General features: G+C 70.7%; 23 protein-coding genes. 12 read left to right on the forward strand and 11 right to left on the reverse strand.

Going from position 1 to position 22,803, the window contains the following annotated elements:
* Positions 1 to 181: 181 nt before the first annotated feature.
* Positions 182 to 937, reverse strand: coding sequence for a VOC family protein (locus BHU15_RS17785; protein WP_069628094.1), 756 nt, complete (start codon positions 935 to 937; stop codon positions 182 to 184).
* A gap of 125 nt (positions 938 to 1,062) precedes the next feature.
* Between BHU15_RS17785 and BHU15_RS17790 the strand changes: the two genes are divergently transcribed.
* A complete protein-coding gene (locus tag BHU15_RS17790; protein ID WP_069628095.1) occupies positions 1,063 to 1,671 on the forward strand; it encodes a hypothetical protein in 609 nt (202 codons plus the stop codon).
* 29 nt (positions 1,672 to 1,700) lie between these two features.
* On the opposite strand, the gene BHU15_RS17795 is transcribed toward BHU15_RS17790, so the two are convergent.
* On the reverse strand, positions 1,701 to 2,246 hold the full coding sequence (locus BHU15_RS17795) for an SRPBCC domain-containing protein (RefSeq protein WP_069628096.1): 546 nt from the start codon (positions 2,244 to 2,246) through the stop codon (positions 1,701 to 1,703).
* 356 nt (positions 2,247 to 2,602) lie between these two features.
* On the opposite strand from BHU15_RS17795, the gene BHU15_RS17800 reads away from it, so the two are divergent.
* From BHU15_RS17800 to BHU15_RS17815, 4 genes are all read left to right on the forward strand, one after another.
* Positions 2,603 to 3,082 (forward strand): hypothetical protein, encoded by a 480-nt coding sequence (locus tag BHU15_RS17800; RefSeq protein WP_069628097.1) that lies wholly within the window; start codon positions 2,603 to 2,605, stop codon positions 3,080 to 3,082.
* A gap of 328 nt (positions 3,083 to 3,410) precedes the next feature.
* A complete protein-coding gene (locus BHU15_RS17805) occupies positions 3,411 to 4,961 on the forward strand; it encodes an aminotransferase class V-fold PLP-dependent enzyme (protein WP_255293137.1) in 1,551 nt (516 codons plus the stop codon).
* A gap of 97 nt (positions 4,962 to 5,058) precedes the next feature.
* Complete coding sequence (locus tag BHU15_RS17810; protein ID WP_069628098.1) at positions 5,059 to 5,529, forward strand: RidA family protein; 471 nt, start codon at positions 5,059 to 5,061, stop codon at positions 5,527 to 5,529.
* Between the two features lie 67 nt (positions 5,530 to 5,596).
* Positions 5,597 to 6,916 carry an amidohydrolase/deacetylase family metallohydrolase gene (locus BHU15_RS17815; RefSeq protein ID WP_069628099.1) on the forward strand — a complete coding sequence of 440 codons (1,320 nt, stop codon included), beginning with the start codon at positions 5,597 to 5,599 and terminating at the stop codon, positions 6,914 to 6,916.
* A gap of 87 nt (positions 6,917 to 7,003) precedes the next feature.
* On the opposite strand, the gene BHU15_RS17820 is transcribed toward BHU15_RS17815, so the two are convergent.
* Positions 7,004 to 8,455: an amidase gene (locus BHU15_RS17820; RefSeq protein ID WP_069628100.1), complete on the reverse strand. Its 1,452-nt coding sequence runs from the start codon at positions 8,453 to 8,455 to the stop codon at positions 7,004 to 7,006.
* Between the two features lie 105 nt (positions 8,456 to 8,560).
* Here BHU15_RS17820 and BHU15_RS17825 point away from each other — a divergent pair, with 105 nt between their 5' ends.
* The gene (locus tag BHU15_RS17825; RefSeq protein WP_069628101.1) at positions 8,561 to 9,187 is read left to right on the forward strand and encodes a TetR/AcrR family transcriptional regulator; all 627 of its coding nucleotides are present in this window, start codon (positions 8,561 to 8,563) and stop codon (positions 9,185 to 9,187) included.
* Positions 9,188 to 9,253: 66 nt separating this feature from the next.
* On the opposite strand, the gene BHU15_RS17830 is transcribed toward BHU15_RS17825, so the two are convergent.
* From BHU15_RS17830 to BHU15_RS17840, 3 genes are all read right to left on the reverse strand, one after another.
* A complete protein-coding gene (locus BHU15_RS17830) occupies positions 9,254 to 10,195 on the reverse strand; it encodes a sugar kinase (RefSeq protein ID WP_069628102.1) in 942 nt (313 codons plus the stop codon).
* Between the two features lie 4 nt (positions 10,196 to 10,199).
* The gene (locus BHU15_RS17835) at positions 10,200 to 10,856 is read right to left on the reverse strand and encodes an RraA family protein (protein ID WP_069628103.1); all 657 of its coding nucleotides are present in this window, start codon (positions 10,854 to 10,856) and stop codon (positions 10,200 to 10,202) included.
* Between the two features lie 81 nt (positions 10,857 to 10,937).
* Complete coding sequence (locus BHU15_RS17840; protein ID WP_069628104.1) at positions 10,938 to 12,278, reverse strand: MFS transporter; 1,341 nt, start codon at positions 12,276 to 12,278, stop codon at positions 10,938 to 10,940.
* 236 nt (positions 12,279 to 12,514) lie between these two features.
* Between BHU15_RS17840 and BHU15_RS17845 the strand changes: the two genes are divergently transcribed.
* Entirely contained in the window at positions 12,515 to 13,447 is a 933-nt protein-coding gene (locus BHU15_RS17845; protein ID WP_069628105.1) for a LysR family transcriptional regulator, read from the forward strand.
* 100 nt (positions 13,448 to 13,547) lie between these two features.
* Here the strand turns inward: BHU15_RS17845 and BHU15_RS17850 are convergent, their stop codons facing one another.
* From BHU15_RS17850 to BHU15_RS17870, 5 genes are all read right to left on the reverse strand, one after another.
* Positions 13,548 to 14,516: a LysR family transcriptional regulator gene (locus BHU15_RS17850; RefSeq protein WP_069628106.1), complete on the reverse strand. Its 969-nt coding sequence runs from the start codon at positions 14,514 to 14,516 to the stop codon at positions 13,548 to 13,550.
* An 81-nt stretch (positions 14,517 to 14,597) separates the two neighbouring features.
* A complete protein-coding gene (locus BHU15_RS17855; protein WP_069628107.1) occupies positions 14,598 to 15,101 on the reverse strand; it encodes a 2,4'-dihydroxyacetophenone dioxygenase family protein in 504 nt (167 codons plus the stop codon).
* Between the two features lie 64 nt (positions 15,102 to 15,165).
* A complete protein-coding gene (locus BHU15_RS17860; RefSeq protein WP_069628108.1) occupies positions 15,166 to 15,933 on the reverse strand; it encodes an SDR family NAD(P)-dependent oxidoreductase in 768 nt (255 codons plus the stop codon).
* 200 nt (positions 15,934 to 16,133) lie between these two features.
* A complete protein-coding gene (locus BHU15_RS17865) occupies positions 16,134 to 17,471 on the reverse strand; it encodes a ricin-type beta-trefoil lectin domain protein (RefSeq protein ID WP_376205101.1) in 1,338 nt (445 codons plus the stop codon).
* Between the two features lie 238 nt (positions 17,472 to 17,709).
* Entirely contained in the window at positions 17,710 to 18,615 is a 906-nt protein-coding gene (locus BHU15_RS17870) for a glycoside hydrolase family 16 protein (RefSeq protein WP_069628109.1), read from the reverse strand.
* Between the two features lie 345 nt (positions 18,616 to 18,960).
* On the opposite strand from BHU15_RS17870, the gene BHU15_RS17875 reads away from it, so the two are divergent.
* The 5 genes from BHU15_RS17875 to BHU15_RS17895 form a co-directional block, all read left to right on the forward strand.
* Positions 18,961 to 19,773, forward strand: a complete 813-nt coding sequence (locus BHU15_RS17875; RefSeq protein WP_023543645.1) for an endonuclease I family protein — start codon at positions 18,961 to 18,963, stop codon at positions 19,771 to 19,773.
* Between the two features lie 187 nt (positions 19,774 to 19,960).
* Complete coding sequence (glsA, locus tag BHU15_RS17880) at positions 19,961 to 21,382, forward strand: glutaminase A (protein ID WP_069628110.1); 1,422 nt, start codon at positions 19,961 to 19,963, stop codon at positions 21,380 to 21,382.
* A 70-nt stretch (positions 21,383 to 21,452) separates the two neighbouring features.
* Positions 21,453 to 21,815 (forward strand): DUF1304 domain-containing protein, encoded by a 363-nt coding sequence (locus BHU15_RS17885; RefSeq protein WP_069628111.1) that lies wholly within the window; start codon positions 21,453 to 21,455, stop codon positions 21,813 to 21,815.
* Positions 21,812 to 22,384: a TetR/AcrR family transcriptional regulator gene (locus BHU15_RS17890; protein ID WP_069628112.1), complete on the forward strand. Its 573-nt coding sequence runs from the start codon at positions 21,812 to 21,814 to the stop codon at positions 22,382 to 22,384. Before BHU15_RS17885 ends, BHU15_RS17890 begins: the two co-directional genes overlap by 4 nt.
* A gap of 101 nt (positions 22,385 to 22,485) precedes the next feature.
* Positions 22,486 to 22,803 (forward strand): SRPBCC family protein (locus BHU15_RS17895; RefSeq protein WP_141726837.1); only part of this gene is annotated, 318 nt, incomplete at its 3' end.

Genomic DNA, 22,803 nt, shown 5'->3' on the forward strand with positions numbered 1-22,803 from the left:
AGGGCCTGTCGTTTGGATCAGGCCGGATGAGTGAGCGGGGTCTGGTGCCGTGGATCGCAAGGCGGAGGAGGGAGGCATGGCGGAGCCATGCCGACCGACGACAACGCGGCGGGGCGCGGTGCCGGGGCACGCGAGCCCGGCAAGATCCAAACGACAGGCCCTAGTGATCCCATGGGCGGCCCTACGGGGCCGTGCCCACCGAGAACACCCCGCCCGACGGGTCCGTGACGGCGGACATGCGCGCGTACGGGGTGTCCTCCGGCTCGGTGGACGAGCCGCCGGACTCCGTCGCGCGCGCGGCCACGGCGTCGGTGTCGGCCACGGCGAACAGCGTGCCCCAGGCGGACGTGGGAACGTCGGCGCTGCCCACGATCCCGCCGATCTCATGGCCGTCGGGACGGCGCAGGAAGGTGAAGTCGAGCTCGGGGACTTCGTCGTTGCCGTCCAGCGTGAAGCCGAACAGCGCCGTGTAGAAGGCGCGGGCCGGCTCGGGGTCGGGGGTGACCAGGTCGTTGCGGACCAGTGAGTCGGGCTCGTTCACGATCTCGCTGCCGAGCCGGGAGAGCCCCTGCCACAGCCCGAACCGGGCGCCGACCGCGTCCACGGCGACAGCGGTACGGGCATGATCGGCCAGGTCCGCCGGCGCCTCGATCAGCCGGCCGCCCGCCCGCGTGACGCGCCGGGCCGCGTCGTCGCAGTCGTCGGTGGCGAAGTACATGGTCCACACCGCGTCGGTCCGGTCCGCGTCCGGGACGATCCCGGCGACCGGCCGGCCGCGCAGCAGACAGACGGTGCCGTCCGCGTCGCCGGTCGGGTACGGCTCGAACTCCCAGCCGAAGAGCGCCTGGTAGAAGGGGAGTGCCCGCTCGCGGTCGGGGGTCCTGAGCTCGATCCAGGTGGGGGTGCCTTCGGGCTGGTTGCCGCTGAGAACGCTCATGACGGGCTCCTTCGTGGGGTGTTGAGGCGAAGCCCCCAACGTAGGCAGCGTCTAGGACAGAAGATGTCCTAGAAACACCCGCGGATGAGCGCCGTCCACACGATCGGGCGCTCCATCATTCGCTCATGACACGCTCATCGAGCCGCCGCCCCCTCGGTCTGACGGCTGTCGCCGTCGCCGTCGGTGCCGCGTGCGCCCTCGCCGGCTGTATGGCGGCGCCGCAGGACACCGAGTCCGACGACGGGCGCTCAGCCCGGACCGTACGGCCCGCCCGGACCGCCGTACTGCTGGGCGACACCGTCCTGGTGAACCACCCCGACGGTCACGACGAGGCGATGCTGGCCCTGGCGGTGACCGCGGTCGTCGACGAGGCGTCCAGGGCCGCGGCCGGTCGCGCCGGGGTCGGCGCCGACTCCGGCGCGGGGGCGCGTGCCGAGGCGGGCCGGAAGTGGGTCGCCGTCCGCGCCGAGGTGAGCAACGCGGGGGCGCGGCCGTACGGGCACGACGTGGCGCACAGCTTCACGGCCGTGGACTCGCTCGGCCGCCGGCATGTACCGCTGCCCGCCTCGACCGACCTCACGGTGGGCCCGATGATGACCTGGCCCGTGCCGCTGGCCGCAGGCCGGTCGGCGCGTGGGTGGCTGGTCTTCGACCTGCCGTCGGAGGCGGTCCTGACGACGCTGGAGTTCGGCCGTACGCGGACCTCGGCGGCCTCCGCCGACTGGGCTCTGTGACCGGTCGGTGCGCCCGCGCGCGCGGGGGGCTACTCGGCGGTCAGATCCTCGAAGTACGCCTTCTGTGCCGGGTAGTAGTCCTCGAACACCGGCTGCGGGCCGCCGTCCAGGGAGGCGCGGAGCTTGTCCAGGTAGTACTCCCAGCCGGGCCCGATCTCACCGACGCCCTCCTCCGTACTGAGGTGCTGGACGAACGTCAGCTCCGTGGCGTCCGATCCGGCGCCGGTTCCGTCGCCCGACGTCCCCGACAGCTTCAGTTCCAGTCGCCAGCTGCCCGCCTCGTCGACCGTCGTGACGACCAGGCGGGTCGGCGCCTCACAGGCCTCGACGCGCAGCTCGGTCCAGGGCGTCTCCTCCTCGAAGAGCAGCCGCACGCGCGCGGTGGTGCCGGGTCCGCCGTCCCCCTCCCACGGGCCGAACCACAGGGCGGTACGCGCGGACTCGGTGAGGGCCGCCCACACCTCTTCGACCGGGAGGGCGAATCCACGGGTGAGGACGAGGTCGACGCCGTCGGCCGTACGCAGCAGCCTGCCGGTCGGGACAGGCGCGGGCACCGGGGCGGGGGTCGGGGTCATGGGATCTCCTCCTGTGCGCTGCTGCCGGTCGTACGTACGGCCGGACGGCCGACAGCTCCCGGTCTATCACCCGCCACTGACAGTCGCGGCGCGCCCGCTTCACGGCGGGAAGGGGACAGCCGGAGTCGCACGGGAACATTCCTCGACGGGTAGCCGTTGACAGCAGTGTGGGTGTGGACGGAACAGTGTCCCCGGGCCCCATCAAGAAATGCCCACAGGGAAGATCGTTCGGCTGAAGCCCTGTGGAGCCCATCGCCGCGAGGCGACCGCCGCCCGCACCCCGCCTGTACGGCCCCGACCGGTCTCCCCCGTCCGGTCGGGGCCTCTTTCGCTGTTCAGGGCTCTACGCTTCAGGCATGACTGCCGAGGGGGACGCGGGGCGGCCGGGTGGTTTCGCCGCCGCCACCGGCGACGGCCCGGCCTCGTCCCTGCCGCCGGAGGTGCGTGCCGCCGAGGTCCGGGTCGCGTTCGGCGGCCTGACGCAGATCCGCCGCCTCACCAACACCGCCGCCCCCGATCCCGCCGCCGTTCCGGCCGAGTGGGAGCGTAACCAGCCCGTCCGCGCCGTCGCCCTGGCGCTGGAGGCCGCGGGACTCCCGCCCTCCGCGGTCGACGGCGAGGGGCGGCGTACGGCCGCGGGATTCCGTGTCGCCGGGGGCGAACGACCGGGGACGGTACGGGTGGAGTGGCTCGGCCCGCACGGCAGCGGCGCGGCCCAGGACGAGGAGCGCCGACTCACCGCGTGCGCCGCCGTGCTGACCCCGCTGGGCTGGGAGGCCCTGCTCTACCGAGGCCCCCGCCGCCGGCGCTTCCTGGAAGTGGAACCGGCGCTCTGAGCCGGGCTCCGGGCCCGTCTTCACCGGCTTGCGCGCGGTGCGTTCGCACGGTTGCACGCGGTTCCCGGCAGGGAAATCCGGTGCGCTTCCCACCCCACTCCCCACTCCCTACGTAATCCGGCGGAAAATTGTTCAACGTCGACCCGGTTTAATTTGAAACCGCAGGTCAGACACCGATCCGTAAAACGAATACTGTCATCTGGAAGACGCGCTTAACACCTGCCTCCCGGCTCCTTACCGTGGTCCGCACATTGACTCACAAGGCGACACGGGAGCCGGAATGCCAAGTAATGCTCTTTCCCGTCGTGCAATTCTGCAACGCAGCGCGGTGGCGGGCGGTGTCCTCTCGCTGGGGCCGCTGCTCGGCGGCGCGACCGAGGCTCTGGCGCAGTCCACCGGGGGGACGGCGGCAGCGGCCGGCAAGACCGACAAGGACATCTACGGACGCATCGGCGTACGGCCGATGATCAACGGGCGTGGCACGTACACCGTCATCAGCGGTTCGCTGATGCTGCCCGAGGTGCGGGAAGCGATAGACGCTGCGGCAAGACAGTTCGTACAACTGGACGAACTCGCCGAGGCGGTGGGCAAGCGGCTGGCGAAGATCACCAAGGCGGAGCACGGTCTGGTCGCCTCGGGTTGTCATGCTGCGCTCACGCACGCCACCACGGCGTGCGTCTCCGGCGGCAACCCCGATCTGCATGTGCGGCTGCCCGATCTGACGGGCTTCGAGAAGACCGAAGTGATCATCCCGGCCCACTCGCGCAACGTGTACGAGAACGCGGTCAGCGCGGTCGGGGTGAAGGTCGTCGAGGTGTCGACGCCGGACGAACTCAAGGCGGCCATCGGCCCGCAGACCGCGCTCATCTACATCATGGCGGGCCCCAGGGTCGACAAGAGCGAACTCCCCACGGACGTCATCGCCTCGATCGCCGGGCCCAAGGGCGTACCGGTGCTGGTCGACGCCGCCGCCGAGATCCTGACCATCCCCAACGTGCATCTGGAGCGCGGCGCCGACCTCGTCGCGTACAGCGGCGGCAAGGCCATCCGCGGCCCGCAGTCGGCCGGCCTGCTGCTCGGGCGGGAGGATCTCGTACGCGCCGCGTGGGTCAGCAGCGCGCCCCACCATGGCATCGGGCGCGGCTACAAGGTCGGCAAGGAAGAGGCCATGGGGATGCTGGCCGCCGTCGAGATGTGGGTCCAGCGCGACCACGACGCCGAGTTCGCGCGGTGGGAGTCGTGGCTGAAGACCATCTCCCGCAGGGTCTCCGCGATCGGCAGTGTAAAAACTGAGGTCAGCCAGCCGGAGGGCCTGTCGAACCGCACACCGTCGCTCACGATCACCTGGAACGAAAAAAAGCTCGGTGTGTCGGGCAAGACCGTGGCCGACACGCTGTACGAGGCCAGGCAGCGCATCGCGATCAACGCGGCCGGCGACGACGACCCCGAGCGGTCGGGTGTCTCGGTCACGCCGTACATGCTCCAGCCCGGCGAGGAGAAGATCATCGCCGACGCGCTGGTCCGGATACTCACCGATCCCCCCGCGCCGCCCGCGCCGCCGCGTCCGCCGTCGGTCGACGTGAGCGGGAAGTGGACCCTCGAAATCCAGTACCTGGCGGGCAGTTCGACCGCTCACCGGCTGGAACTCGCGCAGGACGGCGCGGAGATCACCGGTACGCACACCGGTGAGTACGTGTCCAGGAAGGCGACCGGCTCGGTCAGCGGCAAGACGGTGACCGTGCGCAGCACGCTCAGCGAATCATCGGGTGACGCCCTCGACTTCACGTTCACCGGGACGCTCCGGGGCGACTCGATGGGCGGCGAACTCAACATGGGCGAGTACCTGAAGGCCACCTGGCAGGCCAGGCGCGGCGGCTGAGCCCCGCACCCGTACATCTCCCGACTCCCCCTCTCAGCAATCCCATCGACGTTCCGCACCCGTGCGCACGCGCGCGGGCACGGACGAAGGAGGACACGTGACGAACCGCAGGGACTTCATCCGCAAGGCTCCGGTCGTGGCGGCCGTGGCCGCGACCCCGGCGCTGGCCGTCAAGGCCACCGAGGACCGCAAGCGGCACAAGCCCGAGAAGGAGATCCACTACCCGGGCGGCGGCGAGCCGCCGGAGAACCCGCTGTTCAGCCCGGTCGTCAGCTACGGCGACCTGGTCTTCATCTCGGGTATCGGCGCGCACTTCGAGGGCGACATCACCGCGCACACCGAGCATGTGCTCGACGAGGTGGAGAAGTATCTGGAGGCCGCGGGCTCGTCCATGGACCGGGTGCTCAAGGTCAACGTCTATCTCAACTCCCTGGACGACTACGACGGGATGAACGCCGTCTTCCTGGGCCGCTTCGGACCCGAGCCGGGCGTACGCACCACGATCGCCGCGCAGGCCGGTATCCCCGGGGACTCGCTCGTCGAGATCGACTGCATCGCCGTGCGATGAACCACACCACCGCTCGCATCACACACACCGCTCGTACTTCGCGTCACCGGACGAAATTGGGGTTGGCATGTCACTGAGAACACGGGCCCCCTGGGTCGTGCTCCCCGCGGTTCTCACCCTCGTGGTGGGTGCGTCGGCCGCCAGCAGCGCCACCGGCGGGGCGTCGGACGCCTCGCCCACCGCGGTCACCTACGATCTTCTGCTGCGCAGGGGCCATGTCATCGACCCCAAGAACAACCGTGACAAGGTCCTGGACATCGCCGTGAAGAACGGCAAGATCGCGGCCGTCGGATCGAAGATCGACCCGTCCCGCGCCAAGCAGACGATCGACGTCAAGGGGAAGTATCTGACCCCCGGTCTGATCGACATGCACACGCATCTGTTCCGGGGGCCCGAGGACGCGTACTCCGACGGCGTCCTCGGTCTGCCGCCGGACGGATTCACCTTCCGGTCGGGGGTGACGACGGCGCTCGACACCGGCTCGGCGGGCTGGGAGAACTTCGAGCTGTTCAAGAAGAACATCATCGACACCTCCAAGACCCGGGTGCTGTCGATGCTGAACATCGTCGGCAAGGGCATGGCCGGCGGCGACAAGGAGCAGGACCTGGACAACATGAACGCGGCGGAGGCCGCGAAGGTCGCCAAGAAGTATCCGGAGGTCATCCGGGGCATCAAGACGGCTCACTACGAAGGCCCGTCCTGGGCGCCGGTCGAGCGTTCCGTGGAGGCCGGCGAGATCGCGGGCATCCCGGCGATGATCGACTTCGGGTCGGCCAAGGAGCGGACGATCGAGGAACTGCTCACCGAGAAGCTGCGGCCGGGCGACATCTACTCGCACGTCTACTCCGGGCTCCGCGGCGAGCTGGGCGAGGACGGCAAGCTGAACCCCGCCCTGGCGGCGGGGCGTGAGCGCGGCGTGCTCTTCGACGTCGGGCACGGCGGCGGGAGCTTCGACTGGAACGTCGCCATGGAGGGGAAGAAGGAGGCCTTCTGGCCCGACACCATCTCCACGGACCTGCATGTGACCAGCATGAACGCGGGCATGAAGGACATGTCCAACGTGATGTCCAAGTTCCTCGCGATGGGGCAGCCCCTCAAGGACGTCATCGAGGAGTCCACCTGGAAGCCGGCGCAGGCCCTGGGCCGTAAGGATCTGGGCAACCTGTCCGTCGGATCGCCCGCCGACATCGCGGTCTTCGATCTGGACAAGGGCACCTTCGGGTACACGGACAGCTTCGGTCTGCGGGTCGACGGCAAGCAGAAGCTGGTCACGGAGCTGACGGTGCGCGCGGGTGAGGTCGTGTGGGACCTGAACGGCCGGACGGCGAAGCCGTGGAAGCCGGGCGCGGTCGGCGACAAGACCCACACGGAGCACGCGGCGCCGTAGGACCGAGGCCCCTGACGCGTGAGACAGAGCCGCTCCCGACCGCGAAGGCCGGGAGCGGCTCGTGTTCGTGGCCCCTGTGCGCCGGCCTCAGCGGTTCGTGAGAATGCCCGCCCACACCCCGGGGATCCGGTCGGACCACGGGCTCGCCTGTTCGAGCTGGCCCGCGAGTCGGAAGAGACGGCCTTCGAGCCCGTGACCGGCGGCGAACTGCATTCCGATCGGGAGTCCCGTCGCGGCGTCGGCCGTCACCGGTACGGACATGGCGGGCGTGCCCGCCACGTTGAACGCCGCCGTGAACGGCGAGCGGTCGAGGACGCGGGCGATCCAGCCGAGGCCGTCCAGTGTCCCCGCGTCCTCGCCGTAGGCGCCCAGGGGCGGGGGAAGCTCCGGCAGGGTCGGGGTGAGCAGGATGTCGTACGTGTCGAAGTACCGTGCCAGGCTTCGCGCGACGGTGTTGCGGATCGCGAGAGCGGTGACGAACTGGGCGGCGCCGACCCGCTGCCCGTAGTGGTAGCCGGCGAGGGTCACCGGTTCGAGGGTCGAGTGGTCGACGGGCCGGCCGAACGCGGCGGCCAGGGCGTCGACCGAGGCCGTGAGATTCGCCGTCCACAGACGGGCGTTGGCCAGCACGAAGTCCTCCCAGTCGGCTCCCAGGCCGACTTCGGACTCCGTCACCCGGTGACCGAGGGCTTCGAGCAGCCGCACGGTGCGGGAGAGCGCGTCGGCCACCGGTGCGGTGGTACGGCGCCCGCCCCACGCCTGGGTGAGGACACCGACGCGCAACGATCCCGGGGGCCGGGTGACTTCCTCCGCGTACGGCCGGGCCGGCTCCTGGGCGAAGTAGGGGTCACCCGGCTCCGGACCGCGTATCGCGTCCAGCAGCGCCGCGCTGTCGCGCACGGTGCGGCTGACGCAGCCCTGCACTGCCAGGCCGTTGTACAGCTCGTCGAAGTCGGGCCCCATGGAGACCCGGCCCCGGGTGGGTTTGAGGCCGAACAGGCCGTTGTGGGCTGCCGGGACGCGCAGCGAGCCGGCGGCGTCGGTGGCGTGCGCGAGCGGAACCACCCCGGCGGCGACGGCCGCGGCCGAGCCGCCGCTGGATCCGCCCGCGCTGAGCTCCGGGTGCCACGGGTTGCGGGTGGCGCCGTACAGCACCGGTTCCGTGGTGAGGCTGTAGGCCATCTCCGGTGTGGCCGTACGGCCGAAGGTCACGAGGCCGGCGCGGCGGAAGCGCCGCATCAGGTGGGAGTCGGCGCCGGCGACCTGGCCGGCCGCGAGGCGGCTGCCCAGCTCCATACGCCGGCCGGCCATGGCGACCCCGATGTCCTTGATCAGGAAGGGGACTCCCGCCAGTGGTGCGCTGCCGGGGGCGGGCCTGTCGTCGGTCGGCCAGGTCTCCACGAGGGCGTTGATGCGCGCGTGGACGGCCGACGCGGCCTCGCGTGCGGCTGATTCCAGTTCGGCGGGGGTCACCTCGCCGGCTGCCACCAGCTCCGCCAGCCCGACCGCGTCGTGGCGCACGTACTCGTTCACTCTCACTGTCACTCCCGGCGACTCGAAGAATACCGTTGGGTACCTGACGATACCCAACGGTATCGAGTGGCACGGACTGGTATCGTGACGGGGAGAGCGAGGGGATCCGTCATGACATCGACCGTCGGCAGGCCGAGCAGAGTGGCCAAACTGCCGCCCCGTGAGCGCATTCTCGACGCGGCGGAGGAGCTCTTCCTCAGCGAGGGGATCCGGCGGGTGGGCGTGCAGGCGATCGCCGACAAGGCCGAGACGACGAAGATGGCGATCTACCGGCACTTCGACACCAAGGACGCGCTGGTCGCGGAGTGGCTGCGGATCGTCGCCGCCGAGTACCAGGCGGCCTTCGACCGGGTCGAGGCCGAACACCCCGGGCGGCCCGGGGAGCAGATCCTGGCTCTGGCCCGCTTCATCGCCGAGGGGCTGCCGGCGGTCTCGCACCGGGGCTGCCCGTTCATCAACTCCCTGGCCGAACTGCCCGACCACGCCCATCCCGCGCGGCAGGTGATCGAGCGGCACAAGGCGCTCCAGACGCGCAGGCTGGTCGGCATGTGCGTCGGGGCCGGGCTGCCCGACCCGGAGCAGGCCGCCGCCGAGATCACCTTCGTCCTCGAAGGCGCGCAGGTCAGCACGCAGAACGGCAGCGTCGACCGGACCGGGGACCGGCTGATGACGATCGTCGAGGGCATCCTGGCCCGGCACCACTCCTCCGCCGGCACCTCGCACGCGACCACCAACTGACCGCCCCCGAAACGACGTTCGCCGGACGGGCAGGGGCCCGTCCGGCGCGTCGCGTCTGCGGAAATCCTAGGCAGCACCCGCCTGACGCACGGCGTCCGCCGTCGGAATCGGGCCCACCGCGCCGTGGCCCGTCGTCGTGAGCGCCGCCGCGATCACCGCGTAACGCGCGGCCTCCAGCGGGGAGTCCCCGTCGAGCAGCCGCGCCGCGAAGGCGCCGTCGAACGTGTCGCCCGCGCCGGTCGCGTCCGTGGGGACGACCCGGTGAGCCGGGACATGGGTGGTACGACCTTCGGTGCCGAGCAGCACACCGTCGGCGCCCATCTTCAGGGCGACGATCGCGGGCCCGCGCGCGGCGAACTCCGCGAGTACGTCGGCCGGTTGATGTACGCCGGTGAGCAGCCGGCCCTCGTCCAGGTTGGGCAGGACGATGTCGGCCAGCTCGGCACTGCGCATGACGATCGCGCGGGCGCGCGCGGGCGGCCACAGGGCGGGCCGGTGGTTGGGGTCGTACGAGACGAGCGTGGAGTGCGCGCGGGCGGTCTCCATCGCGTAGAAGGCCGCGTCGCAGGCCGAGGGGCTGAGGGCCTGGGTGATGCCGCTGATGTGCAGCAGCCGGGCGGCGGCGACCGCGCCCAGCGGTACGTCGTCCGCGGTCAGGCGGCTCGCCGGTGACCCGGCGCGGCGATAGGTGAAGGCGTGCTTCCCGTCGCCGTGCCGGGTGATGAAGTAGATGCCGGTCGCGCCGCCGGGTTCGGTGACGACATGGGTGGTGTCGACTCCCTCCCGGCGCCACAGCTCGGCCAGCGCCTGGCCGAAGGCGTCGTCGCCGACACGGGTGAGATAGCCGGTGCTCGCGCCCGAACGGCAGGCGGCGATCGCCATGTTGGAGGTGTCGCCGCCGAAGCCGATGTGGAAGGCGGTGGAACTCTCCAGCGTTCCCTCGGCTGCGGCGTTGAACTCGAGCAGGGGCTCCCCCATGGCCAGCACGGATGGGTAGGTGCCGGGCATCGCGTCAGATCCGGTTGTACTTGGCGAGGCCGTCCCGCAGTGATCCCGACGACAGGATCAGCGCGGTCTGTTCCTTCTCTCGGTTCTCGATGTCCTGCGCGGTGGCGAGGACTTCGCTGACGAGCCCCTGCGGGACGCGGACGACACCGTCGCGGTCGGCGACTATCAGGTCTCCCGGACGTACCGTCACGCCGCCGAGGACGACGGGCTCGTTGAGCGAGACGGTGCGGTAGCGCCCCAGGGTGGTGGCGGGTACGGCGTGCCGCGCGTACACCGGGAAGTCGGGGAAGTCCCGGCGGATCTCGGTGACATCGCGCACCCCGCCGTCCAGGACGCAGCCGGCCAGTTTCCTGGCCACCGCGCCCGCCGTCATCAGCCCGCCCCACACGGCGACGTCGGCGGCGCCCGCGTCGATGCACACGACGCTGCCGGCCGGGGACTCGTCTATCGCGGCCAGCGCGTGCACCGGCGGCTCCAGCTCCGGGTCCGGCACCTCGCGTACCGTCACCGCCGGACCGGCGAGCGTCCGCGCGCCCGGTACGACCTGGTGGACCGCTCCTTCGAGATAGCCGCGGACGCCGTGCTGTTCGACGGCGTCCGCGACCGACGCGGTGGCAAGGGACCGGTAGGCCTCAAGGGTCGCCTCGGAGTAGCTGGTCATATGGGTTCTCCAGTCTTTGTCCCGGGTTCCGGGATACGGATTTCCGGGGGAACAGGTGCGGGGCTTGGGGTGTGCTGGCGGTCAGGCCGGGCTCTTGGGCGCCGTGGGCACGCCCTTGACCGTTTTCTTCGGCTCGGTGCCGAGCGGCACGACGTGCTTCATGACGACGCCGTACACGAGTGCGCCGAGCAGGGAGACACCGGCGGCCACGGCGAGCGGGACGAAGTACGAGCCGCCGAAGGCGTCGAGCAGGACGCCCACCACGACGGGGCTGAGCGCGCCGGCCGCGTTGGAGGCGAAGCCCTGGATACCGGCGAGCGAACCGACGTTGGCCGGGGTCGGCGCGACGTCCGCGGGCAGCGCCCACAGGCTCGACGCGGCGAAGCAGAGCGACGCCTGGGAGACGGCGAGCAGCGCGAGCGCGACGTAGGCGCTGTCGACGACGCCGGCGAGCACGATCACCGAGGAGAGGATCAGCCCGACGACGATGGGGAACTTGCGGGCGTACGTGACGGTGTGGCCCTGGTTGATCAGCCGGGTCTGCACCCAGCCGCCGGCCCACTGCGCCGGCATCGACACCAGCGCCGGGATCATGCCGAAGAAGCCGAGTTTGAGCAGGTCGAAGTCCCGCTCGTCGACCAGGTACGACGGGAACCAGGTGATGAAGAAGTACAGGACGAAGGACAGACAGAAGAAGCCCAGGACCATGCCCCACACCGTGCGGTAGCGGAACAACTCCCTCCAGGGCATGGCGGGCACCGTCGAACTGGTCGCGTTGGCGCCGCCGTCCCGGATGTAGGCGCGCTCCTCGGCGCCCAGCTTCGGGTGTTCGTCGGGGTCCCGGTAGAACTTCAGCCAGAAGGCGGTGAACAGGAGACCGACGATTCCGGCGGCGACGAACGAGCCGCGCCAGCCGAGCCAGGCGATCACCACCGTGGTGATGGGCAGCGCGAAGGCGGTGCCCGCCCGGCCGCCGCTGTCGAAGATCGAGGCGGCCATGCCGCGCTCACGCACCGGGAACCAGCGCGAGACGATCTGTGAACTGGACGGGTACGCGGGCGACTCGACGGCTCCGAGCACCAGACGTACGAGCAGCAGGACCAGGAATCCGGTGACCGCGCCGACCAGCATGGTCGCGATCGACCAGGCGGCGACGGCGAAGGCCATCATCCGGCGCGGGCCGTAGCGGTCGACCAGCCAGCCGGCGCCGGGCAGGAACGCCGCGTACGTCCAGAAGAACGCGCCGAGCAGCAGTCCGGTCGCGGTCTTGGAGAGGTCCAGGTCCTTGGTTATGTAGGGAAGGGCCACACCGAGATTGGCGCGGTCCATGTAGTTGATGGTGACGGCCCCGAAGGCCAGCCAGATCATGGTCCATCTGACACGTCCCGCCGGGGTCGGCGGGACTGGTGGGGTTGCGGTCATGAATGCTCCTCGAACGTGCGTCGTCCGTGCACGTGAGCAGTGGCAGGAGTCATCGGTCGCCGGGTACGGAGGTGGGGGCTCCTGGTGGATCCCGGTAGTGGCGTGAGCGTATGAGCCCGTTGTCCCCGGCGTGAAGGGCGAGTTACACATACGGGTATTCGGAAAACGGATTGCGGCTCATTCGCTTCGCGGGACGGGCCTTGTTGCCCGCTGTCGGCTCGCGTACAGCAAGGGGCATGCTGCGACCAGAAGTTCGTCTCGAATGGTTTGTCTCATTCCTCGGAGTCATCGACACGGGGAGTTTCAGTGCCGCCGCCGAGGCCGTTCACCGTTCCCAGCCGCGGGTGAGCATGCATGTGGCGGCGCTGGAGCGGGAGGCCGGTGTGCCGCTCTTCGACCGGAGCAAGCGGCCGGTACGGCTGACGGAGGCCGGCGAGGTGCTCGCCGGTCACGCCCGCGCGATCCTGTACCGGCTGGGGACCGCGGAGGAGGCGATGGCCACCCGTCGCGATTCGGCCAGGGGTGTGGTGACGCTGGGGAGTTACCCGAGCGCGAGCGCCGCGTTCGTGCCCGGTCTGCTGGAGCATCTCGCGGTGACCCGGCCGGCGATCAAGGTGGTGCTCGTCGAACGCTCCACGCTGGAGCTGGACTCGGCGCTGTCGCACGGCGAGATAGACATCTACCTGCGGCCCATGGCTCCGCCGGTCGGTGACACGGTGCGGCTGCGGGCGCTGTGGCAGGAGTCCCTGGCCGTCGTCCTGCCGCTCGGGCATCCGCTGGACGAGCTGCCCGACCCCCTTCCGGTGGCGGCCGTCGCGGCGTATCCGCTGATCACCATCGGGCGCCTCGGCTCGCCGGACGTGCCCGGTTTCGAGACGTACAAGGTCTTCCGGGAGCATGGTTTCGAGCCGCAGGCCGTACAGGCGACGAACCAGCCGCAGACGCTCGTCTCGCTCGTCCGCAGCCGGCTCGGGGTGGGGGTGACCAACCATCTCGCGGTGTCGACGGCCGACACCCGGGACGTGACGGTACGACGGCTCGACGCCCCGTGCGGGCGCCGGGTGGCGGTGCACTGGGATGCGAACAGGCCGCTGATTCCGGCGGCGCGTACGCTGTTGCGGGAAATACTCGAAGCGCCCAATCCGCCCGGTACTCAGCGGCTGTCGTAATCCGCCGGGGGCAGTTGGGGTAATTCGGATTCCGGAGGTGAGGCATTCGGAGAACGAATGGCGGGCGCCGGACGGTGCGTACGGCGGGCGGTCCCGGATTTCATCGGCCGGCCTTTTCCGTGCGTACGCTGCCGGCGTCCTCGCCCCACGGCCACCGCGGCATCGGCAGCTTCCCGATGACCTCGCGTACGGCCTCGACGGCGGGCGAGACGACCGGTCCGGCGCGCCACCAGGCGGCGACGGCACGCTCGCACTGCGGATCGGAGATGGGGACGAGCGCCACGCCCTCCGTGTTGGCGGTCGTCATGGCGAGGCTGTTGGTGACGCCGACGCCAAGTCCGTGGCGGACCAGGGAGATCAGGGTCTGGGGCTGGTTGGTCTGGGCCGCGATGACCGGGTTGAGACCGGCGTTGGCGAAGGCGAGGTTCGTCTCGTACTGGCGGGCCTGGCCCTCGCCGCTCTCGCCGATGCTGATCACGGGAAGCATCGCGGTCTGCGCCAGGCGTACGGAACCGGCGTGCGCGAGTGGATGGTCGGCGCGGAAGACGGCGACCAGGGGTTCGCGCCAGAGCACCCGGCTGGCGACCAGGTCGGAGTTGATGAGCGGGTGCAGGGGGCGGATCGCGAGGTCCAGGTCGCCGCTGACGAGATCGGCGCCGAGCGCGACGCTCGGTCCCTCGCGCAGCACGAGGCGCACCTGGGGGTGGGTGACCCGCAGGGCGCGTACGGCCAGCGGGTAGAGGTAGGAGGCCGCGCTGGGGTACGCCCCGAGTCTGACCTGTCCGGAAATCGTCCCTCCGGTGAGATCGGCCAGGACGTTGAGCCTGCGCAGGATCTCCTCGGCGTGCGGCAGCAGCCCGCGGCCCTCGGGGGTGAGGACCGCGGGCTGCACGGAGCGGTCGAGCAGACGGGTGCCGAGGAGCCGTTCCAGCTCGGCGACGTGACTGCTGACTCTTGGCTGTGAGCGGTAGAGGGCCTTCGCCGCGGCGGAGAATCCGCCGTGGTGGGCCACGGCCACGAAGCTGGCTATCCAGTCGATCCGGTAGTGGTACACGCTCCCGATGTCCATATTGTCCCCGTCCCTTGTCACCAGGTCTTCACCTAGGGCAGGGAGCCTACCCCGCAGGTCACGGAGGCCAGGGAGGGTTTCTCAGCGAATGAACCGATTCACGTAGTCGGCGCCGAGGCCATTTTCCGTGTAGTGGGCACGACACATGTCGATCTTTGTGAACGTGTCCTCGTAGCCGGTCTGGACACCGTTGTCGTCCACGTAGGCCATCGCTCCGGTGATGTTGAAGAACGTGATCATCTCGTCGCAGTCCGGCGGTACGGCGAGGGTGTGGATCTCCCCCGGAGGCTCGTAGACGAAGTGTCCGGCCTCGGCGACCCAGTCGTGCTCGTGGTAGTGCCACTTGCCCTTGATGACGTAGCCGAAGACGACTCCGGGGTGGCGGTGGCGTGAAACGATCCCCGACGCAGTGACCTTGAGCAGATTGCACCACTGCCCGGTGACGGTGTTGAACATCAGGGGTCGGAACCAGACGTCGGGGGCCTGCGGCACCCAGATCCGGTCGTCGTCGGGGAGAGCCGCGACGGCGATCTCCTCCGGGACCATCGTGGACAGCGGGATGACGGGGCCTTGGCGGTCGGTCATGGTGCTCCTCCAGGGGGCTCGGGGGTTGAGGCGCTGGGGCATCGGGGCACTGGGACGCCGGGGCTCAGGCGGCGAGATAGCCGCCGTCCACCGGGAGTACGGCCCCGGTGACGAAGCGCGCGTCTCGGCCGCAGAGGAACGTCACGGCGCCCGCCACGTCGGCCGGCTCGCCCCAACGCCCCATCGGGGTGCGCTCGATGATCCGCCGGGCCGCCGCCTCGTCGGTCCGCAGACCGGCCGTCAGGGCCGTACGGATCCAGCCCGGCGCGACGGCGTTGACGCGGATGCCGTCCGGCGCCCAGGCCACGGCGAGGGCCTTGGTGAGCTGCGTGATGCCGCCCTTGCTGGCCGTGTACGCGGGGACCCGGGGGCCGCCGAAGAAGCTCAGCATGGAGGCGACGTTGACGATGCAGCCGCCCGAGCGGCGCAGCAGGTCGTGCGAGGCGACGCAGGCGCGCATGGTGCCGGTGAGGTTGACGTCGACCACGTGGGCGAAGACCTCGGGCTCGTACTCGTGGCCCCGGGCGATCACACCGGCGGCGTTGACGAGGACGTCAAGCCGTTCGACACCGCCGATGAAGTCCTCGAGGTCCCGCGCGTGGGTCAGGTCGATCTCGACCCGGCGGACCGATTCGGGCAGTCGCCCGGCGGCGCCGGCGGTGTCGAGCCCGGCGGCGATCACGCGGGCGCCGGCGGCGGCGAACCGCTCGGCGACGGCCGCGCCGATGCCGCTCGTGCCGCCGGTGACGACGACGGTGCGCCGGTCCTCACCGACCGCGTCGTGCCCTCCGTCGTCGACGGGCTCCGCAAGGTGCTCCTCGCTCACTGCCATCCCCTCCGCACGGAATCACGACGCTACGGATCCGATTCCAACAGCCTTCGCGGCGCGGGGCCTTCGATCATGCGGGAGGAGGATGACCCCCATTCGAATACGCCGCCCTGCCGGACCCGTACACGCGAACCGCTCCGGGCACCGTCGGGGGAACGGTGTCCGGAGCGGTGGCCGGTACGGGCCTTTGGGGAGCGGGTGAGTCAGCCCCGGTACTGCGCCAGTACGCGGGTGAAGTCCCAGTTCGCCTGGCCGACGCCGGAGCAGGTGTCGGCCCCGCCGCCGGTGCAGGGCCGGTCGCGGTTGACGGACCAGAAGGTCAGCCGGGCGAGGTGACGCTGCTGCGCGTAGGCGAGGATCGTGCGGAAGTCGGCGACGGTGATGGTCTCGCCGACGTCGGTGACGCCGTTCATCGAGGAGATGCCGGTCTTGCGGTAGGCCTCGTCGTCGCCGTAGCCGTAGGCGTTCTTGACAGCGGTCTTCAGACCCTCGGCCGCGCGGACGGAGAGGGTGCCCATGTTCTGGCCGTTGCCGCCGAAGTTGAACGGCATGATCGTCCAGCTGTCGACGGTGAGGCCGGAGGAGGCCGCGCGGTTGATCAGGCTGGTGTCGGGGCCGTTCTGGCCGGTGCCGAAGGTGATGTAGATCTTGATGCCGGGGTTGTTGGCCCGGATCGTCTTGAGCGCGTCCACGGTGCGCTGCTGGACGGTGGGGCTGTCGTAGGCGGCGGCCTCGATGTCGATGTCGATCGCCTTCAGGCCGTACGCGTTGATGACCTTCTGGTACGCGGCGGCCAGCTCACCCGCGCTGCCGCAGGAGCTCTCCAGCTTGTTGCCGCTCCAGCCGCCGAAGGACGGGATGACGTCGCCGCCGCCGGCGCGCACGGTGTTGACGGTCTGCTGGTCGACGCCGCCGGTCAGCGGGCGGCTGCCGTCCCACTGCGGGTTGCAGTAGCCGTTGCTCAGGACGAACGCGAGGGTGAACCACTTGACGCCGGTCGCGTTCTGGACGGTGGTGGGGCTCGGCGGGCTGCCCCAGCCGTTGTAGATGTACGGCGCGACGGCCATGGGCGCGCCGCCGGGGTCGGGGTTGCCGCCGCCGCTGGGGGCGGTCCACTTCTGGTTCGCGGCACCGGTGCAGGTCCACAGCTGGAGCCTGGTGCCGTTGGCCGAGCTGTTGCCGGTGGCGTCCAGGCACTTGTCCGCCTGGGTGTTGACGATGTCGCGGGCCGCGGAGACGGTCCACTTCTGGTTGGCGGCTCCGGAGCACGCCCAGAGCTGGAGGACGGAACCGTTCGCCGTGCCGTTGTCCTTGACGTCCAGACACTTGCCCAGCGCGCGGATCGTGCCGTCGGAGGCGACGTCCCACTGCTGGGCGCCGCTGCCGTTGCAGTCGTACAGCTGAACGGCCGTGCCGTCGGCGGGGTTGGCGCCCGCCACGTCCACGCACTTGCCGCCGATGCCGGTGATGGTGCCGACGGCCGCGACGGCGGCGGTCGCGGGCGTCGCGCTCATGGTCGAGGCGACGGCCACCAGGGGCATGGCCAGCAGGGCCAGCGGTCTGAGGTGCTTGAAAGGCAGATACGAGCCGGTCATGCGAGGTCACCGTCCACTTCTGGGAGGGCCCACCGGGGGCGCCCCGGTGGGCGGATCGTCCGCGGGTGCCGGACGGCGCCGCCGGAGGCGGTCCGTCCGGCACCCGCGGAGCGGAAACTGGCTAGGCGTGTCCTCGAAGTGGCGCCGTCCGCCCGCGGGCCGGGCGGGACTTCGAGGACACGGCCTAGTCGCTGACGCGTACGTAGTCGACGACCAGTTGCTGCGGGAAGACCGTGCTGCCGTCGGGGTCGCCCGGCCAGTAGCCGCCGACCGCGAGGTTGAGGATCAGGAAGAACGGCTTGTTGAACACCCACTGCCGGCCGCCGAGGTCGGCGGGAGTACGGGTCTGGTAGACGTTGCCGTCCACCGACCACTTGATCGAGTCGGGCGCCCAGTCCACGGCGAAGGTGTGGAAGTTGTCCGCGAACGCCTCGCCGTTGGGCAGGCTGTAGCCGGCGCCGATGCCGTCCGCGCCCGAGTAGCCCGGGCCGTGGAGCGTGCCGTGGACGGTGTTCGGCTCGAAGCCGACGTTCTCCATGACGTCGATCTCACCGCTGTTGGGCCAGCCGACCTGCCCGATGTCGCTGCCGAGCGCCCAGAACGCGGGCCAGATGCCCTGCCCGCGCGGGATCTTGATGCGGGCCTCGACCCGGCCGTACGCGGAGTCGAACTTGCCGGAGGTGTTGAGGCGGGCGGAGGTGTACTCGCACCGGCCGTACCAGCACTGGTAGTCGCCGGGGTTCTCCTTGCGGGCGGTGATGACGAGATTGCCCTGCCCGTCGAGTTGGGCGTTGTTGTTCCCGGACGTGTAGTACTGCCGTTCGTGGTTGTTGACGTTGTCGCCGGTCTCGATCTGCCACTTGCTTCCGTCGACGCCCGATCCGGCGGGGCCGTCGAAGTTGTCCTCGAACTTGACGGCTGCGGGTGCCGCGGCGGAGTGGGGGTCCGGCGCGGCGGAGGCTCCGGCGGGCACGGCGGCCACGGCTCCGGAGGCGCACAGCAGTGCGAGGGTGTACAGCGCCGTACGGCGCCGCCAGGAGATTTGCACGGTCACGGTCATCACATCGCTTTGCGTGGGGGGCATGCGCATGACAGGTACAGCTGAGAGACGAAGCGCTCGCGGCGCTTATTTCACTGCTTGATTTAAGGCAGCCAGGGGATGCCCGTCAAGGAGTTGGTATGGACCAAAAACTTCAACACCGTGTTTTCGGCCCATCCATGTGAACGCGCGCTGCGCGCCTCACCCTCCACCCAACTCCCGTCATGGGCCCGCTTCTTGACCTGCACATGATGGACGCGGAGCATTCACCCCAGCGTCACAGCCGCTGTGGAAGGCTCCTGCGGAAACGTCACATCGCCGTTGACCGCCGTGCGTGACCCGTTCAACCCATCGGATCTACGCGCGGTGATCTCCCGATCGAGAGGGCACCCCCATATGTCCCGTCGTCACCTCCCCGCCCTGCGGCCGGTGCTGGCCCTGTGCGCCGCCGCCGCGGTGCTGGCCGGCAGCGCCGCCGCCGCTCCCGCCGCCACACCCCCGGCCGCCTCCGGAACAGCCGCGCTGGACGACACGTACTACCAGGGCGCGATCGGCAAGACCGGGCCCGCGCTCCAGACCGCGCTGCACGGCATCATCCGCAACCAGACGAAGCTCTCGTACAGCGGCGTCTGGGAGGCGCTCAAGGTCACGGACCAGGACCCGGCCAACTCCGCCAACGTGGTCCTCCTCTACAGCGGCCTCTCCCGCGCGAAGTCGAAGAACGGCGGCAACGTCGGCGACTGGAACCGCGAGCACGTCTGGGCCCAGTCCCACGGCGACTTCGGTACCTCGCAGGGCCCCGGCACCGACCTCCACCATCTGCGCCCGGAGGACGTCCAGGTCAACGGCATCCGTGGCAACAAGGACTTCGACAACGGCGGCAGCCCGGTCAGCGGCGCCCCCGGGAACCTCACCGACAGCGACTCCTACGAGCCGCGCGACGCGGTCAAGGGCGATGTCGCCCGCATGATCCTCTACATGGCGGTCCGTTACGAGGGCAACGACTCCTTCGCCGACCTCGAACCGAACGACCGCGTCAACAACGGCTCGTCCCCCCTGATGGGCCGGCTGTCCGTGCTGAAGCAGTGGAACGACGAGGACCCGCCGGACACCTTCGAGAAGCGCCGCAACGAGCTGATATACAGCCAGTTCCAGCACAACCGCAACCCGTTCATCGATCACCCCGAATGGGTCGAGTCCATCTGGTGACACCCTGGACGTGACGGCGCGGCCTCCCCGGACGTGATCGCCCCGGCTGCCAGGGTGATCAGTGCCAACTCCGAGCGCCCTCACGGGAACGCCGGCAGGAGCCCCCGGGCGCGGATGACCGAGTCCGCGCCCGGGGGCTTCGGCTTGCCCCGGCGCGGGTCGCACACAGCCCCACTGGAGGTCGTCCATGACACCCGTCCCGGCCACCGATGTCGTCACCGACGCGCTGGTGGAACTCCAGCGTCGGCTCGCCACCCTGGACGAGGGTGAAGTCGCCTCGTACATCCCGCAGTTGGCCACCGCCGACCCGGCCACCTTCGGTATCGCGCTGACCAGCATGGGCGGCAACCACTACTGGTCGGGCGGCGTCGACATGCCCTTCACCCTCCAGTCGGTGTCGAAGCCGTTCGTGTACGCGCTGGTCCTGGCCGAGCTGGGACTCGACGAGGTGACCCGGTGGGTCGGCGCGGAGCCCAGCGGCGAGGCGTACAACGCGATCAGCCTGGAGCCGGGCACCGGGCGGCCCGCGAACGCGATGATCAACGCGGGGGCGATCGTCACGACCGCGCTGGTGCCGGGTGCGGACGAGGAGGAGCGGTTCGAGCGGATCCTCGACTGTCTGGGCCGGTTCGCGGGGCGGCGACTGGACGTGGACGAGCGGGTGCACGCCTCGGAGTCCGAGACCGGCGACCGCAACCGGGCCCTGTCGTATCTGATGCGCGGGGCCGGGTCGCTGCCCGGCGACCCGAGGGGCGTGGAGACGTACTTCCGCCAGTGCTCGGTGCGCGTGACGACGGCCGATCTGTCGCTGATGGCCGCGACGCTGGCCAACGGCGGCGTCAATCCCTCCACCGGCGAGACGGTGGTGCCCGAGCCGGTGGCCGTGCAGGTGCTCGCGGTCATGGCCTCCTGCGGGATGTACAACGCGTCGGGTGACTGGCTGCTACGGGTGGGGCTGCCGGCGAAGAGCGGGGTGTCGGGCGGGCTGATCGCCGCGAGTCCGGCGCGGTTCGGGATGGCGGTGCACAGCCCGCCGCTGGACGCCCTGGGCAATCCGGTACGCGGCGTGGCCGTGCTGCGCGAGTTGTCGGCGCGCTTCGGCCTGCATCTGATGCGCAGGTCAGCGCGGACGGCGCCGACCGTGATGCTGGCCCAGACCGCGCGGACCGCGCCGTCGGACCGGCCGCGCAGCGAGGCCGAACGGGAGATCATCGAGCGCGCGGGCGACAACGTGGCGATCGTCGCCGCGCAGGGGATCCTCGACTTCACCGAGGTGGAACGGCTGTTGCACGACATCGGCACCGTCGTCCCGGAGGAGCCCGGCTGGGTGGTGCTCGATCTGCAGGAGGTGTCGGAGGTCCGGCCCTTCGCCGAGGTCATGCTGCGGGAGGCGCTGACCCGGCTGGCGGCGCGGGGACATCAGGTGACGGTGGTCGGCGATCTGGCCCCGCACGCCGACGAGGGCTCCGGGACGGACGGCGCGGGCGCGTGGCGGCAGGTGCCGTCGCGTGACACGGCGGTGGCCCGGTGCGAGGACGCGTTGCTCTCGGCGGGCATCAACCGGCAGAAGGGACACGGTCGTTCGGACGGCGAACAGTCCCCCGGGTGACACAACTCCTGGACAGGCGTCTATAGTTCACGGACAGCTGTCCAGAATGCCGAGCCCCGAGGATGCCCCCGTGAATACCGCCGCACAGATCCTGGTGGCCCTCGTGGCCGGCCTCCATGTCTACTTCCTGGTGCTGGAGATGTTCCTCTGGGAGCGCGGACCCGGCCGGAGCCTGTCCGGCTTCGACGCCGAGATGGCCCGCGCCACCGCGTCCCTGGCCGCCAACCAGGGTCTCTACAACGGGTTCCTGGCGGCCGGCCTGGTCTGGGGCCTGATCGCGGGCGACCCGACCGGGTACCGCGCACAGATCTTCTTCCTGAGCTGCGTGACAGTCGCCGGGCTGTACGGCGCGGCCACGGCGAACCGCCGCATCCTGGTCGCCCAGGCGCTGCCGGGCGCGATCGCGCTGGCCCTCGTACTGGCGGCGGGATGACGGGCTCCGCCGCCCCGGGCGACCCGAGGGCGGCCCGGACCCGGGCCGCCCTGCGGCAGGCGCTCCTCGACGAGTGCGCGGAGCGCCCGCTCGAACAGGTGGGCGTGGCCGCGCTGGTGCGCCGGGCGGGCGTCGGCCGGGCCACGTTCTATCTGCACTACGCGGACCTCCAGGCGCTCGCCGTCGACGCGTGCGCCACGGTCGTCCGGGAGGCGGTGGACGCGCTGCACGCCTGGCGCGGTGTGCCCGACCCGGCGTCGCCGCCGCCCGACCTGACGGCCTTCTTCACCGGCCTGGTGCCGCACGCCGCCCTGTACCGCACGCTGCTGCGGCCGGGCGGCAGCGGCCCGCTCGGCGAGCTGCTCCACCGGGAGCTGCGGGAGTACAGCCGCAGGGAACGGGCCCTGGCGGGCGCGCCCGAACCGGAGTTGATCGCCTCGGCGGTCGCGGCGTCCTTCGCCGGCGTACTGGCGGACTGGCTGCACGGGCTGATCGACGCGCCGCCGGCCAAGGTGGCCGGGCAGGTTTGGCGACTGCTGATGATGCTTCACCGGGCGCCCGTCAACTGAGCGGGCGGGCTGCGTCTTCTCGCCGGCACCCCCTAGAGTCGGCCGTCAGGACCGCCGTCACGACCGCCGCCGGGGTCCGGAGCACAGGATCGGGAGCCCCCATGCCGCGTACGCCCCGTACGTTCACCGTGTCCGACAGCATCGTCGTCGCCGCCTCCCCCGAGGCGGTGTACGGGCAGGTCAGCCGGCCCGCCCTGACGGGCCGGTGGAGTCCGGAGAATCTCGGGGCGACGGTCCACGGCACCGGCGGCGCGGACCGGGAGACGTACGTGGGGATGGTCTTCGACGGTCACAACAAGCGCGGACCGGCGCGCTGGTCGACGCGGTGCACGGTGACCGCCGCCGACGCGGGCGAGCGGTTCGCCTTCCGCGTGCACGCGATCGGGCTGCGGACCCCGCGCCTGCGCGGTCCGATCGCG

Source organism: Streptomyces niveus (assembly GCF_001723055.1).
Taxonomy (GTDB): Bacteria; Actinomycetota; Actinomycetes; order Streptomycetales; family Streptomycetaceae; genus Streptomyces; species Streptomyces niveus.